This window comes from Streptomyces niveus (assembly GCF_001723055.1).
Lineage (GTDB): Bacteria > Actinomycetota > Actinomycetes > Streptomycetales > Streptomycetaceae > Streptomyces > Streptomyces niveus.
This window is the reverse complement of sequence record NZ_MDCR01000146.1, coordinates 1-18,115: the sequence shown is the minus strand read 5'-3', so window position 1 is coordinate 18,115 and position 18,115 is coordinate 1. Positions and strand designations below refer to the sequence as shown.

Below are 18,115 nucleotides of genomic sequence, written 5' to 3'. Positions count from 1 at the left end.
GCGGCCCGTCCGGCGTTCGGTGTTCGGCGTGCGGCATGAGCTTCCGGGCGGCTCAGCTCTCGGCTGCGGCGCGCATGTCGCCCAGGTGGTGCACACGGACCATGTTCGTCGTGCCAGGGACACCGGGCGGGGAGCCGGCCGTGATGATCATGATGTCCGACTCGCTGTAGCGCTGGAGCTTCAGCAGCTCCGCGTCCACCAGATCGACCATCGCGTCCGTGGTGTCCACGTGCGGTACGACGAAGGACTCGACGCCCCAGCTCAGCGAGAGCTGGTTGCGCGTCGCCTCGTCCGACGTGAAGGCCAGGATCGGCTGACAGGTGCGATAGCGCGACAGCCGGCGGGCCGTGTCGCCGGACTGGGTGAAGGCGATCAGCGCCTTGCCGCCCAGGAAGTCCGCGATCTCGCAGGCCGCGCGCGCGACCGAACCGCCCTGCGTACGGGGCTTCTTGCCCGGTACGAGCGGCTGGAGCCCCTTGGACAACAGCTCCGTCTCGGCCGCGACGACGATCTTCGACATCGTCTTGACGGTCTCGATCGGATACGCGCCGACGGACGACTCCGCCGACAGCATGACCGCGTCGGCCCCGTCCAGGATCGCGTTCGCCACGTCGGACGCCTCGGCGCGCGTCGGACGGGAGTTGGTGATCATCGACTCCATCATCTGGGTCGCCACGATCACCGGCTTGGCGTTGCGGCGGCACAGCTCGATGAGGCGCTTCTGCACCATCGGGACCTTTTCGAGCGGGTACTCGACGGCCAGGTCGCCACGGGCCACCATGATGCTGTCGAACGCCGCGACGACGGCCTCCATGTTGGCGACGGCCTGCGGCTTCTCGACCTTCGCGATGACGGGGACCCGGCGGCCCTCCTCATCCATGATCTTGTGGACGTCGTTGATGTCGTCCGCGTCGCGCACGAAGGACAGCGCGATCATGTCGCAGCCCATCCGCAGGGCGAAGCGCAGGTCTTCGACGTCCTTCTCGGAGAGGGCCGGGACATTGACCGCCGTACCCGGCAGGTTGATGCCCTTGTGGTCGGAGATGACCCCGCCCTCGATGACCAGGGTCTTGACCCGCGGGCCCTCGACCTCGGTCACCCGCAGCTCGACGTTGCCGTCGTTGATCAGGACCTGGTCGCCCTTGGCGACGTCGCCGGGCAGGCCCTTGTAGGTGGTGCCGCAGATGCCCTTGTCCCCGGCGACATCCTCGGTGGTGATGACGAACTCGTCACCGCGCACCAGCTCGACGGGACCCTCGGCGAAGGTCTCGAGACGGATCTTCGGGCCCTGGAGGTCCACGAGCACGCCCACGGCCCGGCCGGTGGCCTCGGCCGCCCTGCGGACGCGGTGGTAACGCTCCTCGTGCTCGGGGTGGGACCCGTGGCTCATATTCAGTCGGGCCACGTTCATACCGGCCTCGATGAGCGATTTCAGCTGCTCGTACGAGTCGACGGCGGGGCCAAGTGTGCAGACAATTTTGGAACGGCGCATAAGGCGGATCCTATCGGTTTGTTTCGAGTCGGAATATTCCGTCTGGCGGAAAGTACAAATGGGCGGGGTGGCGCTCAGGCGTCGACCAGGCCGACCAACGCGAAAGTCTGGCGGGCGATCTCCATTTCCTCATCGGTCGGCACCACGGCGACGGCGACGCGCGCGTGTTCCGGCGATACGAGGCGCGGCTCGCCGGACCGTTCGGCGTTCAGCTCCGCGTCCACCACCAGCCCCAACTCCCCGAGCCCGGCGATCGCGGCGGCCCGCACCGGCGCCGCGTTCTCGCCGACGCCCGCGGTGAACACCACCGCGTCCACCCGGCCCAGCACCGCGTAATAGGCGCCGATGTACTTCTTCAGCCGATGGATGTAAATCTCGAAGGCCAGCGTCGCCGCGGCGTCGCCCGCGTCGACCCGGCGGCGGATCTCCCGCATGTCGTTGTCGCCGCAGAGCCCTGTCAGCCCGCTCTTCTTGTTCAGAAGTTCATCGATCTCGTCCGTGTCCATTCCGGCGACCCGCTCCAGATGGAAGACCACCGCCGGATCGATGTCTCCCGAGCGCGTACCCATCACCAGCCCCTCCAAGGGGGTCAGGCCCATCGACGTGTCCACACAGCGTCCGCCCGCGACGGCCGACGCCGACGCCCCGTTGCCCAGGTGCAGCACGATCAGATTCAGCTCCTCCGGCGCGCGGCCCAGCAGCTCGGCGGCCCGCCGGGAGACGTACGCGTGCGAGGTGCCGTGGAAGCCGTAGCGCCGGATCCGGTGCGCGTCGGCGGTCGCGACGTCGATCGCGTACCGGGCGGCGGACTCCGGCATCGTCGTATGGAACGCCGTGTCGAAGACCGCGACCTGCGGCAGGTCGGGGCGCAGGGCCCGCGCGGTCCGGATGCCGGTGATGTTGGCGGGGTTGTGCAGCGGCGCCAGCGGCACCAGTCGCTCGATCTCCGCGAGCACGGCGTCGTCGATCACCGTCGGGGCGCTGAACTCCGGCCCGCCGTGCACCACCCGGTGGCCGATCGCCGCCAGCTCGGGGGAGTCGAGACCGACGCCGTCGCGGGCCAGCTCGTCGGCGACGGCCTTCAGCGCCTCGTCGTGGTCCGCGATCGGCTCCGTACGCTCCCGCTCCCGCGCCTCGTCCCCGGACGGCGTGTGCACCAGCCGGGAGGCGCTCTCGCCGATCCGCTCGACGAGGCCGGCGGCCAGCCGGGCGCCGTCGCGCATGTCCAGCAGCTGGTACTTCACCGACGAGGAGCCGGAGTTGAGCACGAGGACTCGGGTGGCGTGCGAGGTCACGGGCGGATGCCTTTCGTCTTTCGTGGAAGTTGCGTCGCGGAGTTACGCGTCGTCGCCCTGCGCCTGTACGGCGGTGATCGCGACGGTGTTCACAATGTCCTGCACCAGGGCGCCGCGCGACAGGTCGTTCACCGGCTTGCGCAGCCCCTGCATCACCGGACCCACCGCCACCGCGCCCGCCGAACGCTGCACGGCCTTGTACGTGTTGTTGCCGGTGTTCAGGTCGGGGAAGACCAGCACCGTCGCGCGCCCCGCCACCTCCGACTCCGGCAGCTTCGTCGCGGCGACGCTCGGCTCCACGGCAGCGTCGTACTGGATCGGGCCCTCGATCCGCAGCTCGGGCCGCGCCGCGCGCACCAGCCGCGTCGCCTCGCGCACCTTGTCGACGTCCGCGCCGGAGCCGGAGGTCCCCGTCGAGTACGACAGCATCGCGATCCGCGGCTCCACCCCGAACCGGGCGGCGGTCGCGGCGGCCTGCACCGCGATGTCCGCGAGCTGCGCGGCGTCCGGGTCCGGGATGACGGCGCAGTCGCCGTACACGAGCACCTTGTCGGCCAGACACATGAAGAAGACGGACGAGACGCTGGACGACTCCGACTTGGTCTTGATGATCTCGAACGCCGGGCGGATCGTGGCCGCCGTGGAGTGCACCGAGCCCGACACCATGCCGTCGGCCAGGCCCGCGTCCACCATCAGCGTCCCGAAGTAGTTCACGTCCGCCACCACGTCGTACGCCAGCTCCACCGTCACACCCCGGTGCGCGCGCAACTGCGCGTAACGCTCGGCGAAGCGCTGCCGCAGCTCGTCCTTGGCCGGGTCGATGACCTGGGTGCCCGCCAGGTCGATACCGAGATCGGCGGCCTTCTTCACGATGACGTCGACGTCCCCGAGGAGCGTCAGGTCGCACACGTCACGGCGCAGCAGCACATCGGCCGCGCGCAGCACCCGCTCCTCCGTGCCCTCCGGCAGGACGACCCGGCGGCGTACGGCACGGGCCTGCTCCAGCAGGTCGTGCTCGAACATCATCGGCGTCACCCGGCCGCTGCGCGCCACCGACATCCGCGCCAGCAGGTCACCGGTGTCCACGTACCGCTCGAACAGGCCCAGCGCCGTCTCCGCCTTGCGCGGTGTGTCGGCGTTCAACTTCCCCTCCAGCGCGAAGAGCTGACCCGCGGTCGGGAAGGAACCGGCGGCCACCGAGATGACCGGGGTGCCGGGCGCGAGCTTGGCGGCGAGGGTCAGGACCGAGTCGGCGGGCCGCTCGTCCAGCGTCAGCAGGATGCCCGCGATGGGCGGGGTCCCCGCCGAGTGCGCGGCGAGCGCGCCCACCACCAGGTCCGCGCGGTCGCCCGGCGTCACCAGCAGACAGCCCGGCGTCAGCGCGCCCAACAGATTCGGCAGCATCGCGCCGCCGAAGACGAAGTCGAGCGCGTCGCGCGCCATCCCCGCGGCGTCGCCGAGCAGCACCGTGCCGCCCAGGGCGCGGGTGATCTGCGTGACGGTCGGGGCGGCCAGCGCCGCCTCGTCGGGGAGGGTGTAGCAGGGCACCGGCAGCTGCGCCCCGAGGTGGGCGTCGATCGCCTCGCGGTCCTCGGGGGCGACCCGGTTCACGACCATCGCGAGGACGTCGCAGCCGAGCCCGGCGTACGCCCGGTGTGCGTTACGGGCCTCGGCCTGTACGGAGTCGGCCGGCTGGCCCTTGCCGCCGACCACGGGTATGACGGACGCGCCGAACTCGTTGGCGAGGCGCGCGTTCAGCGACAGCTCGTCGGGCAGCTGGGTGCCGGCGAAGTCGGTACCGAGGACCAGCACGACCTCGTAGTCCCGCGTCACCTCGTGGAAGCGCCGGACGAGCTGCTGGACCAGCTCGTCCGTACCGCCGTCGGCCTGGATCGCGGCGGCCTGCGCGTAATGCAGGCCGTAGCCGGACGCCGGGTCCTGCGAGAGCCGGTAACGGGCTCGCAGCAGATCGAAGAGGCGGTCGGGGCCGCCCGCGTGCACCAGGGGGCGGAAGACGCCCACCCGATCCACCTGGCGGGTCAGCAGCTCCATGACCCCCAGTTCGACGACCTGCCGGCCGTCGCCGCGCTCGATCCCGGTCACGTACACGCTACGTGTCACCGCGTGCTCTCCTGTTCGACGAAGATGGTGGGCCGGTGCGGACCGGCGGCGGTCGGGCGGGGAGGGAAATTCCTGTTTCCGCCGTTAGGCCCGTTAGGGTGGCAAAGCCCTCTTGACAATACCTGTGGGGGTGGGTACGGCGCCTCCGCGACGAGGGGCTGCGGACCGCACCGGACCGCACCAGACCGCACCCCGAGCGAGCAGGAGACACAGCGCGATGCGTATCGGAGTTCTCACCGCAGGCGGCGACTGTCCCGGCCTGAACGCCGTGATCCGTTCGGTCGTCCACCGCGCGATGACCGGACACGGGGACGAGGTCATCGGCTTCGAGGACGGCTTCAAGGGCCTCCTCGACGGGCACTACCGCCCCCTCGACCTCGACTCCGTCAGCGGCATCCTCGCCCGCGGCGGCACGATCCTCGGCTCGGCCCGCCTGGAGCGCGGCCGGCTGCGGGAGGCGGCGGAGAGCGCGGACGAGTTGGGCCGCAAGTACGGCATCGACGCGCTGATCCCGATCGGCGGCGAGGGCACGCTCACGGCGGCCCGGATGCTCTCCGACGCGGGGATGCCGGTGGTGGGCGTACCGAAGACCATCGACAACGACATCTCGTCCACGGACCGCACCTTCGGCTTCGACACGGCGGTGATGGTCGCGACCGAGGCCATCGACCGGCTCAAGACCACGGCGGAGTCGCACCAGCGCGTCATGGTCGTCGAGGTCATGGGCCGGCACGCCGGCTGGATCGCGCTGGAGTCGGGCATGGCGGGCGGCGCGCACGGCATCTGTCTGCCGGAGCGGCCGTTCGAGGTGGACAGCATCGTGAAGATGGTCGAGGAGCGCTTCGCGCGCGGCAAGAAGTTCGCGGTCATCTGCGTCGCCGAGGGCGCGCACCCGGCCGAGGGCTCCATGCACTACGCGAAGGGCGAGATCGACCAGTTCGGCCACGAACGCTTCGAGGGCATCGGCAACCGCCTCGCGGGCGAGCTGGAGCGCCGCCTGGGCAAGGAGGCCAGGCCGGTCATCCTCGGCCACGTGCAGCGCGGGGGCACGCCGACGGCGTACGACAGGGTGCTGGCGACCCGCTTCGGCTGGCACGCGGTGGAGGCGGTCCACAACGGCGACTTCGGCAGGATGACGGCGCTGCACGGGACGCGGGTGGCGATGGTGCCACTGGCGGAGGCGGTCACCCGCCTGAAGACGGTCCCGGAGAACCGGATGTTCGAGGCGGAGTCGGTCTTCTAGGGCGTACGGGGCCGGGGCCCCGTACGCCGTACCCCCGGTGGCCCCGCCCCTACCCCTTCACCGCACCACCCAGCGCGAAGCCGCCGCCCAGCCGGCGCGAGATGAGGATGTACAGCAGCAGCACCGGCGTGGAGTAGAGGATCGAGAACGCCGCGAGCTGACCGTAGATCACCGACCCGTGGTTGCCGAAGAACGTGAAGATCGAGACGGACGCGGGCAGTTGGTCGGGCGACAGCAGCAGCATGAAGGGGACGAAGAAGTTCCCCCAGAGCTGGATGAACGTGTAGATCATCACGACCGTCATGCCCGGCCCCATCAGCGGCAGCACGATCCGCGTCAGCGTCTGGATCATCGACGCCCCGTCCGTCCACGCCGCCTCTTCGAGGACGGTCGGCACCCCGTCCATGAAGTTCTTCATCAGCCAGATGGAGAACGGCAGTTGGGACGTGGCGAGGAAGAGCGCCGTGCCGTACATCGTGTCGACCAGGTTGACCTGGACGAACAGTCCGTACACCGGGACCATGATCGCGGTGATCGGCAGACACGTCGTGAACAGGATGGTCAGCAGATACGGGCGGCTGAACCGCGAGCGGTAGCGCGACAGCGGGTACGCCGCCAGCGCCGCGCACGTCACCGTCAGCAGCGTCGCACTGCCGCACAGCAGCAGGCTGTTGAGCATCGGTGTGAACGTGATCTCGTCGGTCAGGACCGCCTGGAAGTTCTCCGTGGTCGGCGACGACGGCAGCCGTACGCGCAGATCCGCCTCCGCGTCGACCGACGACAGCAGCAGCCACAGCAGCGGCAGCAGGAACGCCGCCGTCACCACCGCCAGCGCGGCGTCCGAGGCGAGCCGGACCCGGGTGGCGCGCTTCATGCCGGCCCTGGCCACGGCCTTCGTACCGCCCCTCATCACACCTCCACCTTGAGCAGGCGTACGTAGACGACCGAGAACAGCGCGCCCACGATCAGCAGCAGCAGCGCGACCGCCGTGCCGTAACCGATCAGGCTCTTCAGGAACGCCTGGTCGTACATGAACACCGGCAGCGTCTGGCTCCGGGTGCCGGGACCGCCCCGTGTCATCGCCCAGATCAGTCCGAAGACGGACAGCGTGGAGAGCGTGTTGAGCATCAGATTGGTGCCGATGGAACGCCGGATCATCGGCAGCGTGATGTGCCACAGCCGCCGTACGCCGTTCGCGCCGTCGACCTCCGCCGCCTCCGTGATCTCCTTCGGGATCTCGGACAGGGCGGCCGAGTAGATCAGCATGGAGAACGCCGTGCCGCGCCACACGTTGGCGAACGACACCGCCAGGATCGGCAGGGTGAACAGCCAGTTCTGGGACGGCAGATGGAGCCAGTCCAGGACGGCGTTCAACGTCCCCTCGCGGCGGAAGAACGCGTACAGCAGGAACGCCGCGACGATCTCCGGCAGCACCCACGCGGCGATCACCACCGCGCCGGTGACGGTGCGCACCGGCCGGGAAGCGGCCCGCATCAGACCGGCCAGCGCCAGCCCGATCGTGTTCTGGCCGACGATCGACGACACGAAGGTGAAGACGAGCGTCAGCCAGACCGCGTTGCGGAAGTTGTCGTCGGAGAAGGCCCGGCGGAAGTTGTCCAGGCCGACGAAGTCGGAGGTGGACGAACCCGTCAACTGCGTGTTGGTGAAGGCGATCCAGACGCAGTAGCCGATCGGCCCGGCGAGGAACAGGAGCAGCAGCACGGTCGCCGGAGCGAGCGGCAGCCAGCGCAACGGCCTCGCCCCGCGCCCCGCCCCGCGGCCGTCGCGTTCGGTGCCTTTCGCGCCGCCGCCGGCCGGCGCCAGGGGCGGCTCGCCCACCGGGGCGCCGTCCGCCGTGCCGGTCACCGCGCTCACGACGCCCCCACCGTCGAGCTCACTTCTCGACCACCGCGCCCTCGGCGATCGTCTTCAGCTCTTCGTCGTACGCCTTCGCCGCGTCCGCCGCCGACGAGTCACCCGTCGTCACCGACTCCATCGCCTCACCGATGGCGGACGACACCTGGGGGTAAACCGGCAGCGCGGGGCGGTAGTTGGTCACCTCGACGAGCTTGGTGAAGAAGTCGACACCGGGCATCGACTTCAGATACCTCGGGTCGGCCGCCACATCCTTGCGGACGGCGATCTGCGCGCCGACCACGTCCCACTCGACGGCGTTCTCCTTCGTCTGCTGCGTCTTGATGAACTCGAAGGCCAGGTCGGGGTTCTGGGACTTCTGCGGAATCGACCACGCCCACCCGCCGGACATCGACACGCTGCCGGGCGCCTGCCCGTTCTGCGTCGGCATCGGGGCCTGGGCCAGCTCCGTGGTCCACCCGGACCACTCCTTGGGGCCCTTGTTGATCCAGTTCTGGCCCATCCAGGAGCCGTCGAGGGAGATCGCCAGCTTGCCCTCGGGGAAGAACTCGGTCGCCACGCGCGTACCGATGTTCGGGTCGAGCGCGTCGGAGACGTCCGGCCCCAACTTCTCGGAGTACACGGTCCGTACGAAGTCGAGCGCGTCCACGAAGCCCTTGCCGCCCGCCACCCACTTCTTCGACGCCGGGTCGTAGAGCGGGTCCGCGCCCGTGCCGTACAGCAGCATCTCGAAGCCCTGCATGACGGCGGCCTCGCCGGGGCCCTTGCCGGTGTAGACGTTGAGCGGGATCGCGTCCGGGACCTCGCGCTTGACCGTGCGCGCCGCGTCCAGGACCTCCGCCCAGTTCTTCGGCTGCCAGTCGGCGGGCAGGCCCGCCTCGGCGAAGATCTTCTTGTTGAACCAGAGGCCGCGGGTGTCGGTGCCGTCCGGGACGCCGTACGTCTTGCCGTCCTCCGCCTTCGCCGCCGACTTGGCCGTGTCGACGAACTGGTCCCAGTCGGCCCACTTGTCCAAGTACTCGTCCAGCGGGCGCAGATAGCCGGCCTTGATGTCGGAGTTGATGCGGAAGGTGTCCTCGTAGACCACGTCGGGCGCGGTCTTCGCGGAGCGCATCATCTGCTGCGCCTTGGTGGCGTAGTCGTTGTCCGGGGCCTGGATCGGGATCAGTTCGACCTTCTTGCCCGGATTCGCCTCCTCGAACTGCTTCTTGATGGACTCCAGATAGTTGTCCTTGAAACGGATCTTGTTGTCCGTCGATCTGTTGTAGGCCACCTTGACGGTGTCCGGATCGCTGCCGGACCCGCCGCCGCACGCGGTGAGCGCACCGGCGGCGAGGACCGTGACGAGGATGAGTGGGGCGGTGGGGCGCACGGGCACGACCTCCTCTTTCAGCCGCGTAGGGCTGCCCGGCGACCGTAGGTCTGCCCCAATCTCAAGGTCAATCCCCGTGCACCGCCCACTCGTTGCGCGCCCACTCGTCGCGCCCCCACTCGTTCCACGCTCACTCGTCGCGCGGCACCAGCGGGCGGACCTCGGCGGCCGTGAACCGTACGAAGCCCTCCGGGTCCGGTTCGTCGGCGGTCGGCTGGAGCACCACCGTGTCGGCCCCGGCCTCCGCCAGCGCCAGTACGGCCCCGGCGACGGTCTCGGCCGAACCCGCGACCCCGTACGGGCCGTCGGGCCCCCAGGTGTCGCCCAGGGTGTCCAACTCGGCGCGCAGCCGGGCCTCGGCGTCCGGTCCGGTCGCCGTGTGGAGGTAGACCACCACCGGGTGGTGGCCGGTGCGGCCCGCCGACTCCCGTCCCTGCGCGATGAGTTGGCGGGAGCGGCGTACCTCGTCGGGCGACGTGCCGCCGGTCAGGACCGTGCCGTCGGCGGCCTCACCCGTCAGCCGCATCGTGCGCGGCCCGGTCGCGCCGGCGAACACGGCGGGCGGCGCGGGCGTGGTGGACGGCGGCCAGTCGAGCGCGACGCCGTCCAGATTCACGTAACGCCCGTCCGTCGTCACCCGCTCGCCCGCCAACAGCGCGCGCAGCGCCACCAGATGCTCGCGCAGCAGCGTCACGGGCGACTCCACGCGCGAACCGGTCTGCCCCATCCAGTCCTGCACGCCGTGGCCGACGCCGATCACGGCCCGCCCCGGGAACAGCCGGTGGATGGTGGCGGCCTCCATGGCCGTCAGCGCGACGTTGCGCAGAGGTACGGGGAGCAGACCCACGCCGACCCGCAGCCGCTCCGTCCAGGCCAGGGCGGCGGCGATGCTCGCGATGCCGCTCTCCAGGAAGCAGTCCTCCCAGAGCCACAGCTCGTCGAGTCCGGCGTCCTCCGCGGTACGGGCGATGTCGCGGAGTCGTTCGGGGGGCAGTTGGGGGCGGAACACGGCGCCGAGAACAGTCATGAGGGACATTGTTCACGGCGGCGGGCTCCCACCACCAGTGGGTCGCTACCGCGTGGAGACGATCCACCGGTACTGCAACTCCGGGCGCCCCACCTGGCCGTACTGGGGGCTGCGGCCCGCCTGCCCGGCGCCCACCAGATGCTCCAGATAGCGGCGCGCGGTGATCCGGGAGATACCGAGCCCGGCCGCCGCCTCCGTCGCCGTCAGCCCCTCGCGCGCGTCGCGCAGGGCGCGCGTCACCGACTCCAGCGTCGGCCCGCTGAGGCCCTTGGGCAGCGACGCGGGCTGCGGCGCCCGCAGCGCGCCGAGCGCCCGGTCCACCTCGTCCTGCCCGCTTGCCTCGCCGGCGGCGGCGCGGAACTCGGCGTAACGGCTGAGGCGGTCGCGGAGCGTGGCGAAGGCGAAGGGTTTCAGTACGTACTGCACGACGCCCAGCGACACCCCTTCGCGTACGACGGTCAGATCGCGCGCCGATGTGACGGCGATGACGTCCGCGTGATGGCCGGCGGCCCGCAGACTGCGCAGCAGATGGAGCCCGTGCCCGTCCGGCAGATACAGGTCGAGGAGGATCAGGTCGATGTCCGTACGCTCCAGGAGCCGGCCGGCCTCGACCCGGGAGTGGGCGACCCCCGCCACCTCGAAGCCGGGCACGCGGCCCACGTACAGCTGATGGGCGTCGGCGGCGACGGGATCGTCCTCGACGACGAGCACGCGAATGGGGCGGGGTTCGCCGTCCGTGGTTCCGGTCATGATCCGCCGCGCTCCCCGCTGTCGGTCGTGGCACCGGCCATCGACTCCGCCCCGTCCTCTGCCCTGCCGCCCGCACCGTCGCCCCTGGCGGCCACCGGGTCCTTACCCGCCGCCGCCCCGTCACGCGCGCCCAGCGGCAGCCGTACGGTGAACTCCGCCCCGCCGGCCCGTCCCGGTGTCAGCTCCACCGTGCCGCGCGCCCGGTGCACCGCCTGCCGTACGAGCGCCAGACCGAGCCCCCGCTCGGCGCCCCGGGTCGACCAGCCGCGCCGGAACACCTCCTCCATGTCGCCGGGCGCGACGCCCGGCCCCGTGTCCCGTACGCGCAGCAGCAGCTCGCCGTCCTCGACCAGCGCGGTGACCGTGACCCGCGCGCCGTCCGAGCCCTGGGCGGCGTCCATCGCGTTGTCGATCAGATTGCCCAGCATCGTCACCAGCTCACGCGCGGCGAGCGACGGCGGGAGCACCCCGTCGTCTATCCGGCTGTCCTCGGCGAGCACCAGCTCCACGCCGCGCTCGTTCGCCTGCGCCGCCTTCCCCAGCAGCAGCGCCGCCAGCACCGGTTCGGCCACCGCGCCGACCACCCGGTCCGTGAGCACCTGCGCCAGTTCCAGCTCCGCCGTGGCGAACTCCACCGCCTCGTCGACCCGTCCCATCTCGATCAGCGACACCACCGTGTGCAGCCGGTTCGCCGCCTCGTGCGCCTGCGAGCGCAGCGCCTGGGTGAAGCCGCGTTCGGAGTCCAACTCGCCCGACAGTGCCTGGAGTTCGGTGTGGTCCCGGAGCGTGGCGACCGTACCGCGCCGCTCGCCGCCGATCACCGGGCGGGTGCTGACGACCACGATCCGGTCGGCCGTCATATGGACCTCGTCCACGCGCGGCTCGGAGGCGAGCAGCGCGCCGACGAGCGGGGCGGGCAGCCCCAGCTCGTCGATGTTGCGGCCCACGGCGCTGTCGTCCAGCCCGAGGAGCTCCTGCCCGCCGTCGTTGATCAGCGCGATCCTGCGCCGCCCGTCCAGCATCAGCAGCCCCTCGCGCACCGCGTGCAGCGCGGCCTCGTGGTAGTCGTGCATCCGGCTCAGCTCGCTCGCGTTCATCCCGTGGGTGTGCCGGCGCAGCCGCGCGTTGATCACGTACGTGCCCACCCCGCCGAGCACGAGGGCCCCGCCGGCCGCCAGCGCCAGGATCTTCACCTGCTCCTCCAGCTGGCTGGAGATCCGGTCCACGGTGATACCGACGCTGATCAGCCCGGTGATCCGCCCGTCGTCCTTGACCGGGGTCACGGCCCGGGTGGAGGGGCCGAGGGTGCCCGTGTAGGTCTCGGTGAAGGTCTTGCCGAGCAGCGCGGGCCCGGTGGTGCCGATGAAGGGCAGCCCGATCAGCTGGGGATCCGGATGCGTCCAGCGCGTCCCGTCCGGCTTCATGATCGTGACGAAGTCGACGCCGGTGTCCACCCGTACGTGCTCCGCGTAGGGCTGGAGCGCGGCGGACGGGTCGTCGGACCTGATGGCCTCCCGTACGGACGGGGAGTCGGCCATGGCGCGCGCCGTGGCCGTCACCTGGCGCTTGGCGGTCTCCTCGGCCTGTGCCCGGTCGGTGAAGTACGCGAACAGCGCACATCCGGCCACGACCGCCGCGACCAGCACGACCTGCATCGCGAAGAGCTGGCCCGCGAGGCTGCGGGGACGGGGTAGCTGCATGACACAAGTCTGCCTGGCCGAAATCGTATGAACGAAATGCACGTAAGGGTGACCGGCGTCACAGGCTGAGCCATAGTCGCCGGGACCCCCTCGGGACGGGAGGGTCACGTAGGGACAAACGAGTCAAGGAGGACCCGTGGCCGCTACTCGGGACCGTACCCATTATCTGTATCTGGCCGTGATCGCCGCGGTGATTCTCGGAATCACGGTCGGATTCGCTGCCCCGGGGGTGGCCGTCGAGCTGAAGCCCATCGGGACCGGCTTCGTCAACCTCATCAAGATGATGATCTCCCCGATCATCTTCTGCACCATCGTGCTGGGCGTCGGATCGGTCCGTAAGGCCGCCAAGGTCGGCGCGGTAGGCGGTCTGGCCCTCGGTTACTTCATGGTCATGTCGACCGTGGCGCTGGCCATCGGCCTCGTCGTCGGCAACATCCTGGAGCCGGGCGCCGGCCTGCACATCACCGACGCGACGGCCGACGCCGGCGCGGCGCAGGTGGCCGGCGACGCCGAGACCACCGCCGAATTCCTGGTCGGCATCATCCCGACCACGCTCGTCTCCGCCTTCACCGAGGGCGAGGTGCTCCAGACGCTGCTCGTGGCACTGCTGGCGGGCTTCGCGCTCCAGGCGATGGGCCGCACCGGCGAGCCGATCCTGCGCGGCATCGGGCACATCCAGCGCCTGGTCTTCCGCATCCTCGCGATGATCATGTGGGCTGCCCCGATCGGTGCCTTCGGCGCCATCGCGGCGGTGGTCGGCGAGACCGGCATGGACGCGCTGAAGTCGCTGGCCGTCATCATGATCGGCTTCTACGTCACCTGTGCGCTGTTCGTCTTCATCGTTCTCGGCCTGCTGCTCAAGCTCGTCACCGGCATCAACATCTTCTCGCTGCTGAAGTACCTGGCGCGCGAGTTCCTGCTGATCGTGTCCACCTCGTCGTCGGAGTCGGCGCTGCCGAGGCTGATCGCGAAGATGGAGCACCTGGGTGTCAGCAAGCCCGTCGTCGGTATCACCGTGCCGACCGGCTACTCCTTCAACCTCGACGGCACCGCGATCTACCTCACCATGGCGTCGCTGTTCATCGCCGAGGCGATGGGCAACCCGCTCGCCATCGGGGAGCAGATCGGCCTGCTGCTCTTCATGATCATCGCGTCGAAGGGCGCGGCGGGTGTCACCGGCGCCGGCCTGGCGACCCTGGCGGGCGGCCTCCAGTCGCACCGGCCCGAACTGGTCGACGGCGTCGGCCTGATCGTCGGCATCGACCGCTTCATGAGCGAGGCGCGCGCCCTGACGAACTTCGCGGGCAACGCGGTCGCCACGGTCCTCGTCGGTACGTGGACGAAGGAGATCGACCGGGCCAGGGTGGACGAGGTACTGGCCGGACGGATTCCGTTCGACGAGAAGACGCTGGTCGACGACCACGGGTCGGCCGGTGACTCGGACGCCGAGGCGGCGCCCAGCCTGACGAAGGACTCGGACGGCCCGTCGGACGTGCCGGAGCCGCGTGAGGAGAGCCCGGCGAAGGTCTGATCCGCCGGCCCAGGCCCGGGTCGGTGGTTGATCCCCCATCCCCCGACCCTGCGAAAGACCGGCCCGTACGGAGACGTCCGTACGGGCCGGTCACTTCTCCGCGGTGGGGTGCGGGCTCCGGGGCGGTGTCCCGGCGACGAGGGGCGGTACCCCGGCCGCGTCCAGCGCGGCGTCCACGCGGTCCAGCCGGCTCAGGGTGCGACGTACGAGAAGGGGCCGGCAGAGCTGCGCCACGCCCCCGAGCGGCAGCATGGCGCCGAGCAGGAACGCGCCGTCCAGGAAGCGCACGACGGCGAGTACCGCGAAGAGCGCACCCAGCACGACGTACAGGCGGCGGAACCTCTCCAGCCGGGCCGTCGGCAGGCGCTGCTTCGCCAGCAGACGGCGCATGGCCACTCGCTCGGCGGGGCGGGCGGGATCTGCTCCTGCCGCGCGCGCCGCGACAGGTCGCGCAGGCGCGCGTCCGGCAGGCCGATCTCGCGGGCGGTCGCGCGGCCGATGGACCGCGCCAGGATCACGCGGCCGGTCACCAGCAGGACCACCAGGACCAGCAGGGCCACGGCGGCGAGCGCGGTGTACGGCCCCTGGCTCGGCGCGCCCACCAAGACACCGCCGCCAGGAGTACGAGCACGAGCAGCGCGGCCAGGGGTGCGGGTCGTGCCCACCGCTGGGTGGTGTCGTCGACGCTCATACGGGGCGGTGTGCGCTGCCGAGGCCGGTGCGCGTGTCCGCCGGCGGGCCGGTGACGGCGCCCACGTCCTCGCCCCTGTCCTCGCCCTCGTCCGGGCCCGGTTTCGGGTCTGCGTCCAGGCGTTGCGTCAGCCGGGCGAACCGGTCGAAGAGGCGACGGCGGTTCCACATCGCCACCGGTACGAACGCCGCGCCGACGGCGAGGACGATGACCGCCGGGACCACCGCGCCGAGGGCCAGGAGAAGACCGGCGACCAGCGCGAGACACACCCCCATCACGGGGAAGGCCCACCGGCCGGCCGAGCGCAACTGCTCCTCACGCAGCCGTACCAGGACGGCCATGCTCCGGCGTTCCTCCGGATCCTCGGGCACGTCCTCCTTACGGATGCGCCGGTCGAGGTCGTGCACCCGGTCCGGGCCCAGGCCCAGCGCGCGACCGTCCTTGCGCTGGCGCCAGGCGACGAGCGCCCCGGCCACCGTCCCGTAGATCGCCCCGTTGACCAACGCGGGGAGCATGCCGCGGTCCTGGTCGAGCAGCAGGCGTACGCCCACCAGGACGATGAAGACCAGCGGACCCACCACCCACCAGCGGTTCAGCCACCGCTGCCAGGTGCGCGGTCCCTCGTGCGTGTGCGTCATCGCGATTCCCGTCGTCGGGCTTCGGAGCACATCCGGTGGATCTGCTCCCGGAGGTCGCGTGTACCCCCGTTCGACCGGTTCGCACGGCTACGGGCCCCACAAGTGGCATGAAGTGGGGCCCGTGTTGTGGCCTTCGGCCGGCTGCGACTCAACCGGCGCCGGGCGCCTCTCAGCCGTACGGGATCCGGACCACCGACTGGTTGCCGATGCCCAGCGTGCCGGCCCCGTTGCCGATGGCGTTCCACACCTCGATCCGGACCTTGCCGTTGACCAGGTCGCCGTGCGAACCGGTCGACGCCTTCAGGCCACCGGCCTGCGTGTAGTGCTCGAAGCCGGGTTGCGGGTCCGTCGCGAAGTAGTGGAACGTCTCCGTACGGTCCCAGGTGCCGTCGCCCGTACGGTCGTAACTCACCCTCACCTGCTGGCCGTTGGCCACCGTCGTACCGGAGTCGACGAAGAGGTCGAACTGCGTCGCGCCGCCGTTGTACGCGCGGGTGATCCCGCCCGAGGTGAAGACCTGCGGGTTGTACGGCGTCCCGTCGCGGTTGCCGCCGTCCGCCGACGCGACCGTGGCGTTGGCACCCGACGCCGCGGCGTCACCGAGGCCGCCGCCGGTACGGGCGTACAACTGCGAGGAGCCGGACGGCGGTGGATCGGTCGGGCCCGAGCCGCCGCGCGTCCACACCCCCACGTAGTCGACGAGCATCGGCCGCCCCGGCACGGTGGCCGGTGTCGGGGTCGGCCCGCCGAGCGCGTCGGGGAACGCGCCGCCGATCGCGACGTTGAGCAGGATGAAGTACCCCGCGTGCTGCGTCATGTTGTTCCACGTCGTCGCGTCCAGCTGGGCCTGGGTGACGGTGTGGTAGAGCTGGTCGTCCACGTACCAGCGCAGCGCGTTGGGTGAGCTGGAGCGGTCCCACTCGAAGCGGTACGTGTGGAAGGCCGACTGGCAACTCGATCCGGGGCAGGCGCGGTTGGCGCCGAGCCCGGTGGTCTCGTTGCAGGGGCCGCCCGGGTTGACGCCGCAGTGCAGCACCGCCCAGACGGAGTTGATCCCGTTGACGTTCTCCATGATGTCGAACTCGCCGATGGCGGGCCAGTTCCAGTAGTTGCCCCGGTAGGGCGCGCCGAGCGCCCAGAAGGCGGGCCAGTAGCCGGCCGCGGCGGCGCCGGTCACGTTCGGCATCTGAATGCGGCCCTCGATGCGCAGGGTGCCGCCGGCCGGTGCCTTGAAGTCGGCGCGCTTGGTCTCGACGCGCGCGGAGGTCCAGTTGCCCGCGCCGTCCCTGAGCGGGGTGATCTTCAGATTCCCGTTGCCGTCGAGGCTCAGATTCTGCGCGTTCGCGGTGTAGTTCTGGATCTCGCCGGTGCCCCAGTTGCCGGGACCGCCGGGATAGCCGTGCCCGGTGTCGACCTGCCAGTCTGCGGCGGACGGCGGCGCGCCGTTCGCCCCGTTGAAGTCGTCGCTCCACTGGAGGCTCCAGCCGGGCGCGGGCGGCACGTCGCCCCGTGCGGTACCGGCACTCGTCAGCCCGACGAACCCGGCGACGGCGACGGACATGGCCAGGAAGGCGGCGATCAGGGGGGTGCGGGGTCTGTTTCCGATGCGGCTCGTTCTCAAGGAACACCTCCGGTGTGGATGGTGCCGAGATATGTCTGCGAGACGGTGAGAGCGCTCTCACCTCTGTTGTGTAGATGAACCCGGAGGACCCGTCAATGTCACCGGCTCATTGATTTCCTGAAGCGTGGAGAGTGACGACACCCCGCGTGACGCCGGCCGGCGCCCGCAGATACGCGTACGCCTCCGCCGGTGTCTCCACTCTCGGCCATCAATCCTCCCGCCTCCCGGGCAGTGGTACGGCTCCGAGGGGCGTGCTCGCTCACCTCCCGGGCCGATTGCGGCCAGGCCGCCGCTCACGGCGCAGGTGTATCAGGCGCTTGACACAGTTGGTTCGGGTCGGCAGATTGTGTCAGAGCGCCGATACAGTTGACGATGCCTCGGGGAGGGGTGCCCGTATGTCTGATTCCCTTGGGGCGGTGAAGAGTTGGCGGAGTTGGGCCGACGCGCCCCTGCGCTGGGCCGGGCCGGTCGTCGGGGTCGGGATTGGGCGAGGGGTCACCTTCAGTTCCGATGCCGACGTCCATCTCCTCTACGCCATCCCCGTATTCGGGCTCTGCTCCGTCGCCGGTGTGCTCCTCGCCGATCTGGTCGTGCATCCGCGGCGGCGTGGGGTGCGGGAGGCGGTGGTGGTGCGGCGGCGGGTGCGGGATCAGATACCGCGGGCGCTTGCCGGGTCCCTCGTCGTGCAGGCCGTGCTTCTGGTGGCGCTGCTCGGGATCGCCGTCGGGACCGCGTCCGCCGACGGCGATCCCGAGCAGC

15 protein-coding genes and 1 pseudogene are annotated in these 18,115 nt (G+C 70.7%); 3 read left to right on the top strand and 13 right to left on the bottom strand.

Annotated features, from left to right (window positions below; translation table 11 throughout):
• Positions 1-52: 52 nt before the first annotated feature.
• From pyk to pta, 3 genes are all read right to left on the bottom strand, one after another.
• Positions 53-1,492 carry a pyruvate kinase gene (pyk, locus tag BHU15_RS18530; RefSeq protein WP_023538582.1) on the bottom strand — a complete coding sequence of 480 codons (1,440 nt, stop codon included), beginning with the start codon at positions 1,490-1,492 and terminating at the stop codon, positions 53-55.
• A 74-nt stretch (positions 1,493-1,566) separates the two neighbouring features.
• On the bottom strand, positions 1,567-2,787 hold the full coding sequence (locus tag BHU15_RS18525) for an acetate kinase (RefSeq protein ID WP_069628208.1): 1,221 nt from the start codon (positions 2,785-2,787) through the stop codon (positions 1,567-1,569).
• A gap of 42 nt (positions 2,788-2,829) precedes the next feature.
• Positions 2,830-4,908 (bottom strand): phosphate acetyltransferase, encoded by a 2,079-nt coding sequence (gene pta, locus BHU15_RS18520; protein WP_069628207.1) that lies wholly within the window; start codon positions 4,906-4,908, stop codon positions 2,830-2,832.
• Positions 4,909-5,125: 217 nt separating this feature from the next.
• On the opposite strand from pta, the gene BHU15_RS18515 reads away from it, so the two are divergent.
• On the top strand, positions 5,126-6,151 hold the full coding sequence (locus BHU15_RS18515) for an ATP-dependent 6-phosphofructokinase (RefSeq protein WP_023538579.1): 1,026 nt from the start codon (positions 5,126-5,128) through the stop codon (positions 6,149-6,151).
• Between the two features lie 49 nt (positions 6,152-6,200).
• Here BHU15_RS18515 and BHU15_RS18510 read toward each other — a convergent pair whose 3' ends face one another.
• From BHU15_RS18510 to BHU15_RS18485, 6 genes are all read right to left on the bottom strand, one after another.
• On the bottom strand, positions 6,201-7,061 hold the full coding sequence (locus BHU15_RS18510) for a carbohydrate ABC transporter permease (RefSeq protein ID WP_069628206.1): 861 nt from the start codon (positions 7,059-7,061) through the stop codon (positions 6,201-6,203).
• Complete coding sequence (locus BHU15_RS18505; RefSeq protein ID WP_079128224.1) at positions 7,061-8,017, bottom strand: carbohydrate ABC transporter permease; 957 nt, start codon at positions 8,015-8,017, stop codon at positions 7,061-7,063. The genes BHU15_RS18510 and BHU15_RS18505 overlap by 1 nt, the downstream gene beginning before the upstream one ends.
• A 28-nt stretch (positions 8,018-8,045) precedes the next feature.
• On the bottom strand, positions 8,046-9,398 hold the full coding sequence (locus tag BHU15_RS18500; protein ID WP_069628205.1) for an extracellular solute-binding protein: 1,353 nt from the start codon (positions 9,396-9,398) through the stop codon (positions 8,046-8,048).
• A gap of 130 nt (positions 9,399-9,528) precedes the next feature.
• Positions 9,529-10,425: an LLM class flavin-dependent oxidoreductase gene (locus BHU15_RS18495; RefSeq protein ID WP_069628204.1), complete on the bottom strand. Its 897-nt coding sequence runs from the start codon at positions 10,423-10,425 to the stop codon at positions 9,529-9,531.
• Positions 10,426-10,470: 45 nt separating this feature from the next.
• Positions 10,471-11,175 carry a response regulator gene (locus BHU15_RS18490; protein ID WP_023538574.1) on the bottom strand — a complete coding sequence of 235 codons (705 nt, stop codon included), beginning with the start codon at positions 11,173-11,175 and terminating at the stop codon, positions 10,471-10,473.
• Positions 11,172-12,875 carry a sensor histidine kinase gene (locus tag BHU15_RS18485; protein WP_079128223.1) on the bottom strand — a complete coding sequence of 568 codons (1,704 nt, stop codon included), beginning with the start codon at positions 12,873-12,875 and terminating at the stop codon, positions 11,172-11,174. The genes BHU15_RS18490 and BHU15_RS18485 overlap by 4 nt, the downstream gene beginning before the upstream one ends.
• A gap of 136 nt (positions 12,876-13,011) precedes the next feature.
• Here BHU15_RS18485 and BHU15_RS18480 point away from each other — a divergent pair, with 136 nt between their 5' ends.
• Positions 13,012-14,406, top strand: coding sequence for a cation:dicarboxylate symporter family transporter (locus tag BHU15_RS18480; RefSeq protein ID WP_069628203.1), 1,395 nt, complete (start codon positions 13,012-13,014; stop codon positions 14,404-14,406).
• Positions 14,407-14,496: 90 nt separating this feature from the next.
• Here BHU15_RS18480 and BHU15_RS18475 read toward each other — a convergent pair whose 3' ends face one another.
• From BHU15_RS18475 to BHU15_RS18465, 4 genes are all read right to left on the bottom strand, one after another.
• Positions 14,497-14,796: a hypothetical protein gene (locus BHU15_RS18475; protein WP_069628202.1), complete on the bottom strand. Its 300-nt coding sequence runs from the start codon at positions 14,794-14,796 to the stop codon at positions 14,497-14,499.
• A 136-nt stretch (positions 14,797-14,932) separates the two neighbouring features.
• On the bottom strand, positions 14,933-15,097 hold the full coding sequence (locus BHU15_RS40160; protein ID WP_167756265.1) for a hypothetical protein: 165 nt from the start codon (positions 15,095-15,097) through the stop codon (positions 14,933-14,935).
• Entirely contained in the window at positions 15,094-15,735 is a 642-nt protein-coding gene (locus BHU15_RS18470; protein ID WP_069628201.1) for a TVP38/TMEM64 family protein, read from the bottom strand. Before BHU15_RS18470 ends, BHU15_RS40160 begins: the two co-directional genes overlap by 4 nt.
• A 169-nt stretch (positions 15,736-15,904) precedes the next feature.
• A complete protein-coding gene (locus BHU15_RS18465; RefSeq protein WP_069628200.1) occupies positions 15,905-17,356 on the bottom strand; it encodes a glycoside hydrolase family 16 protein in 1,452 nt (483 codons plus the stop codon).
• Positions 17,357-17,751: 395 nt separating this feature from the next.
• Here BHU15_RS18465 and BHU15_RS18460 point away from each other — a divergent pair.
• A pseudogene (locus BHU15_RS18460) lies at positions 17,752-18,115 on the top strand (hypothetical protein); the annotation flags it as partial.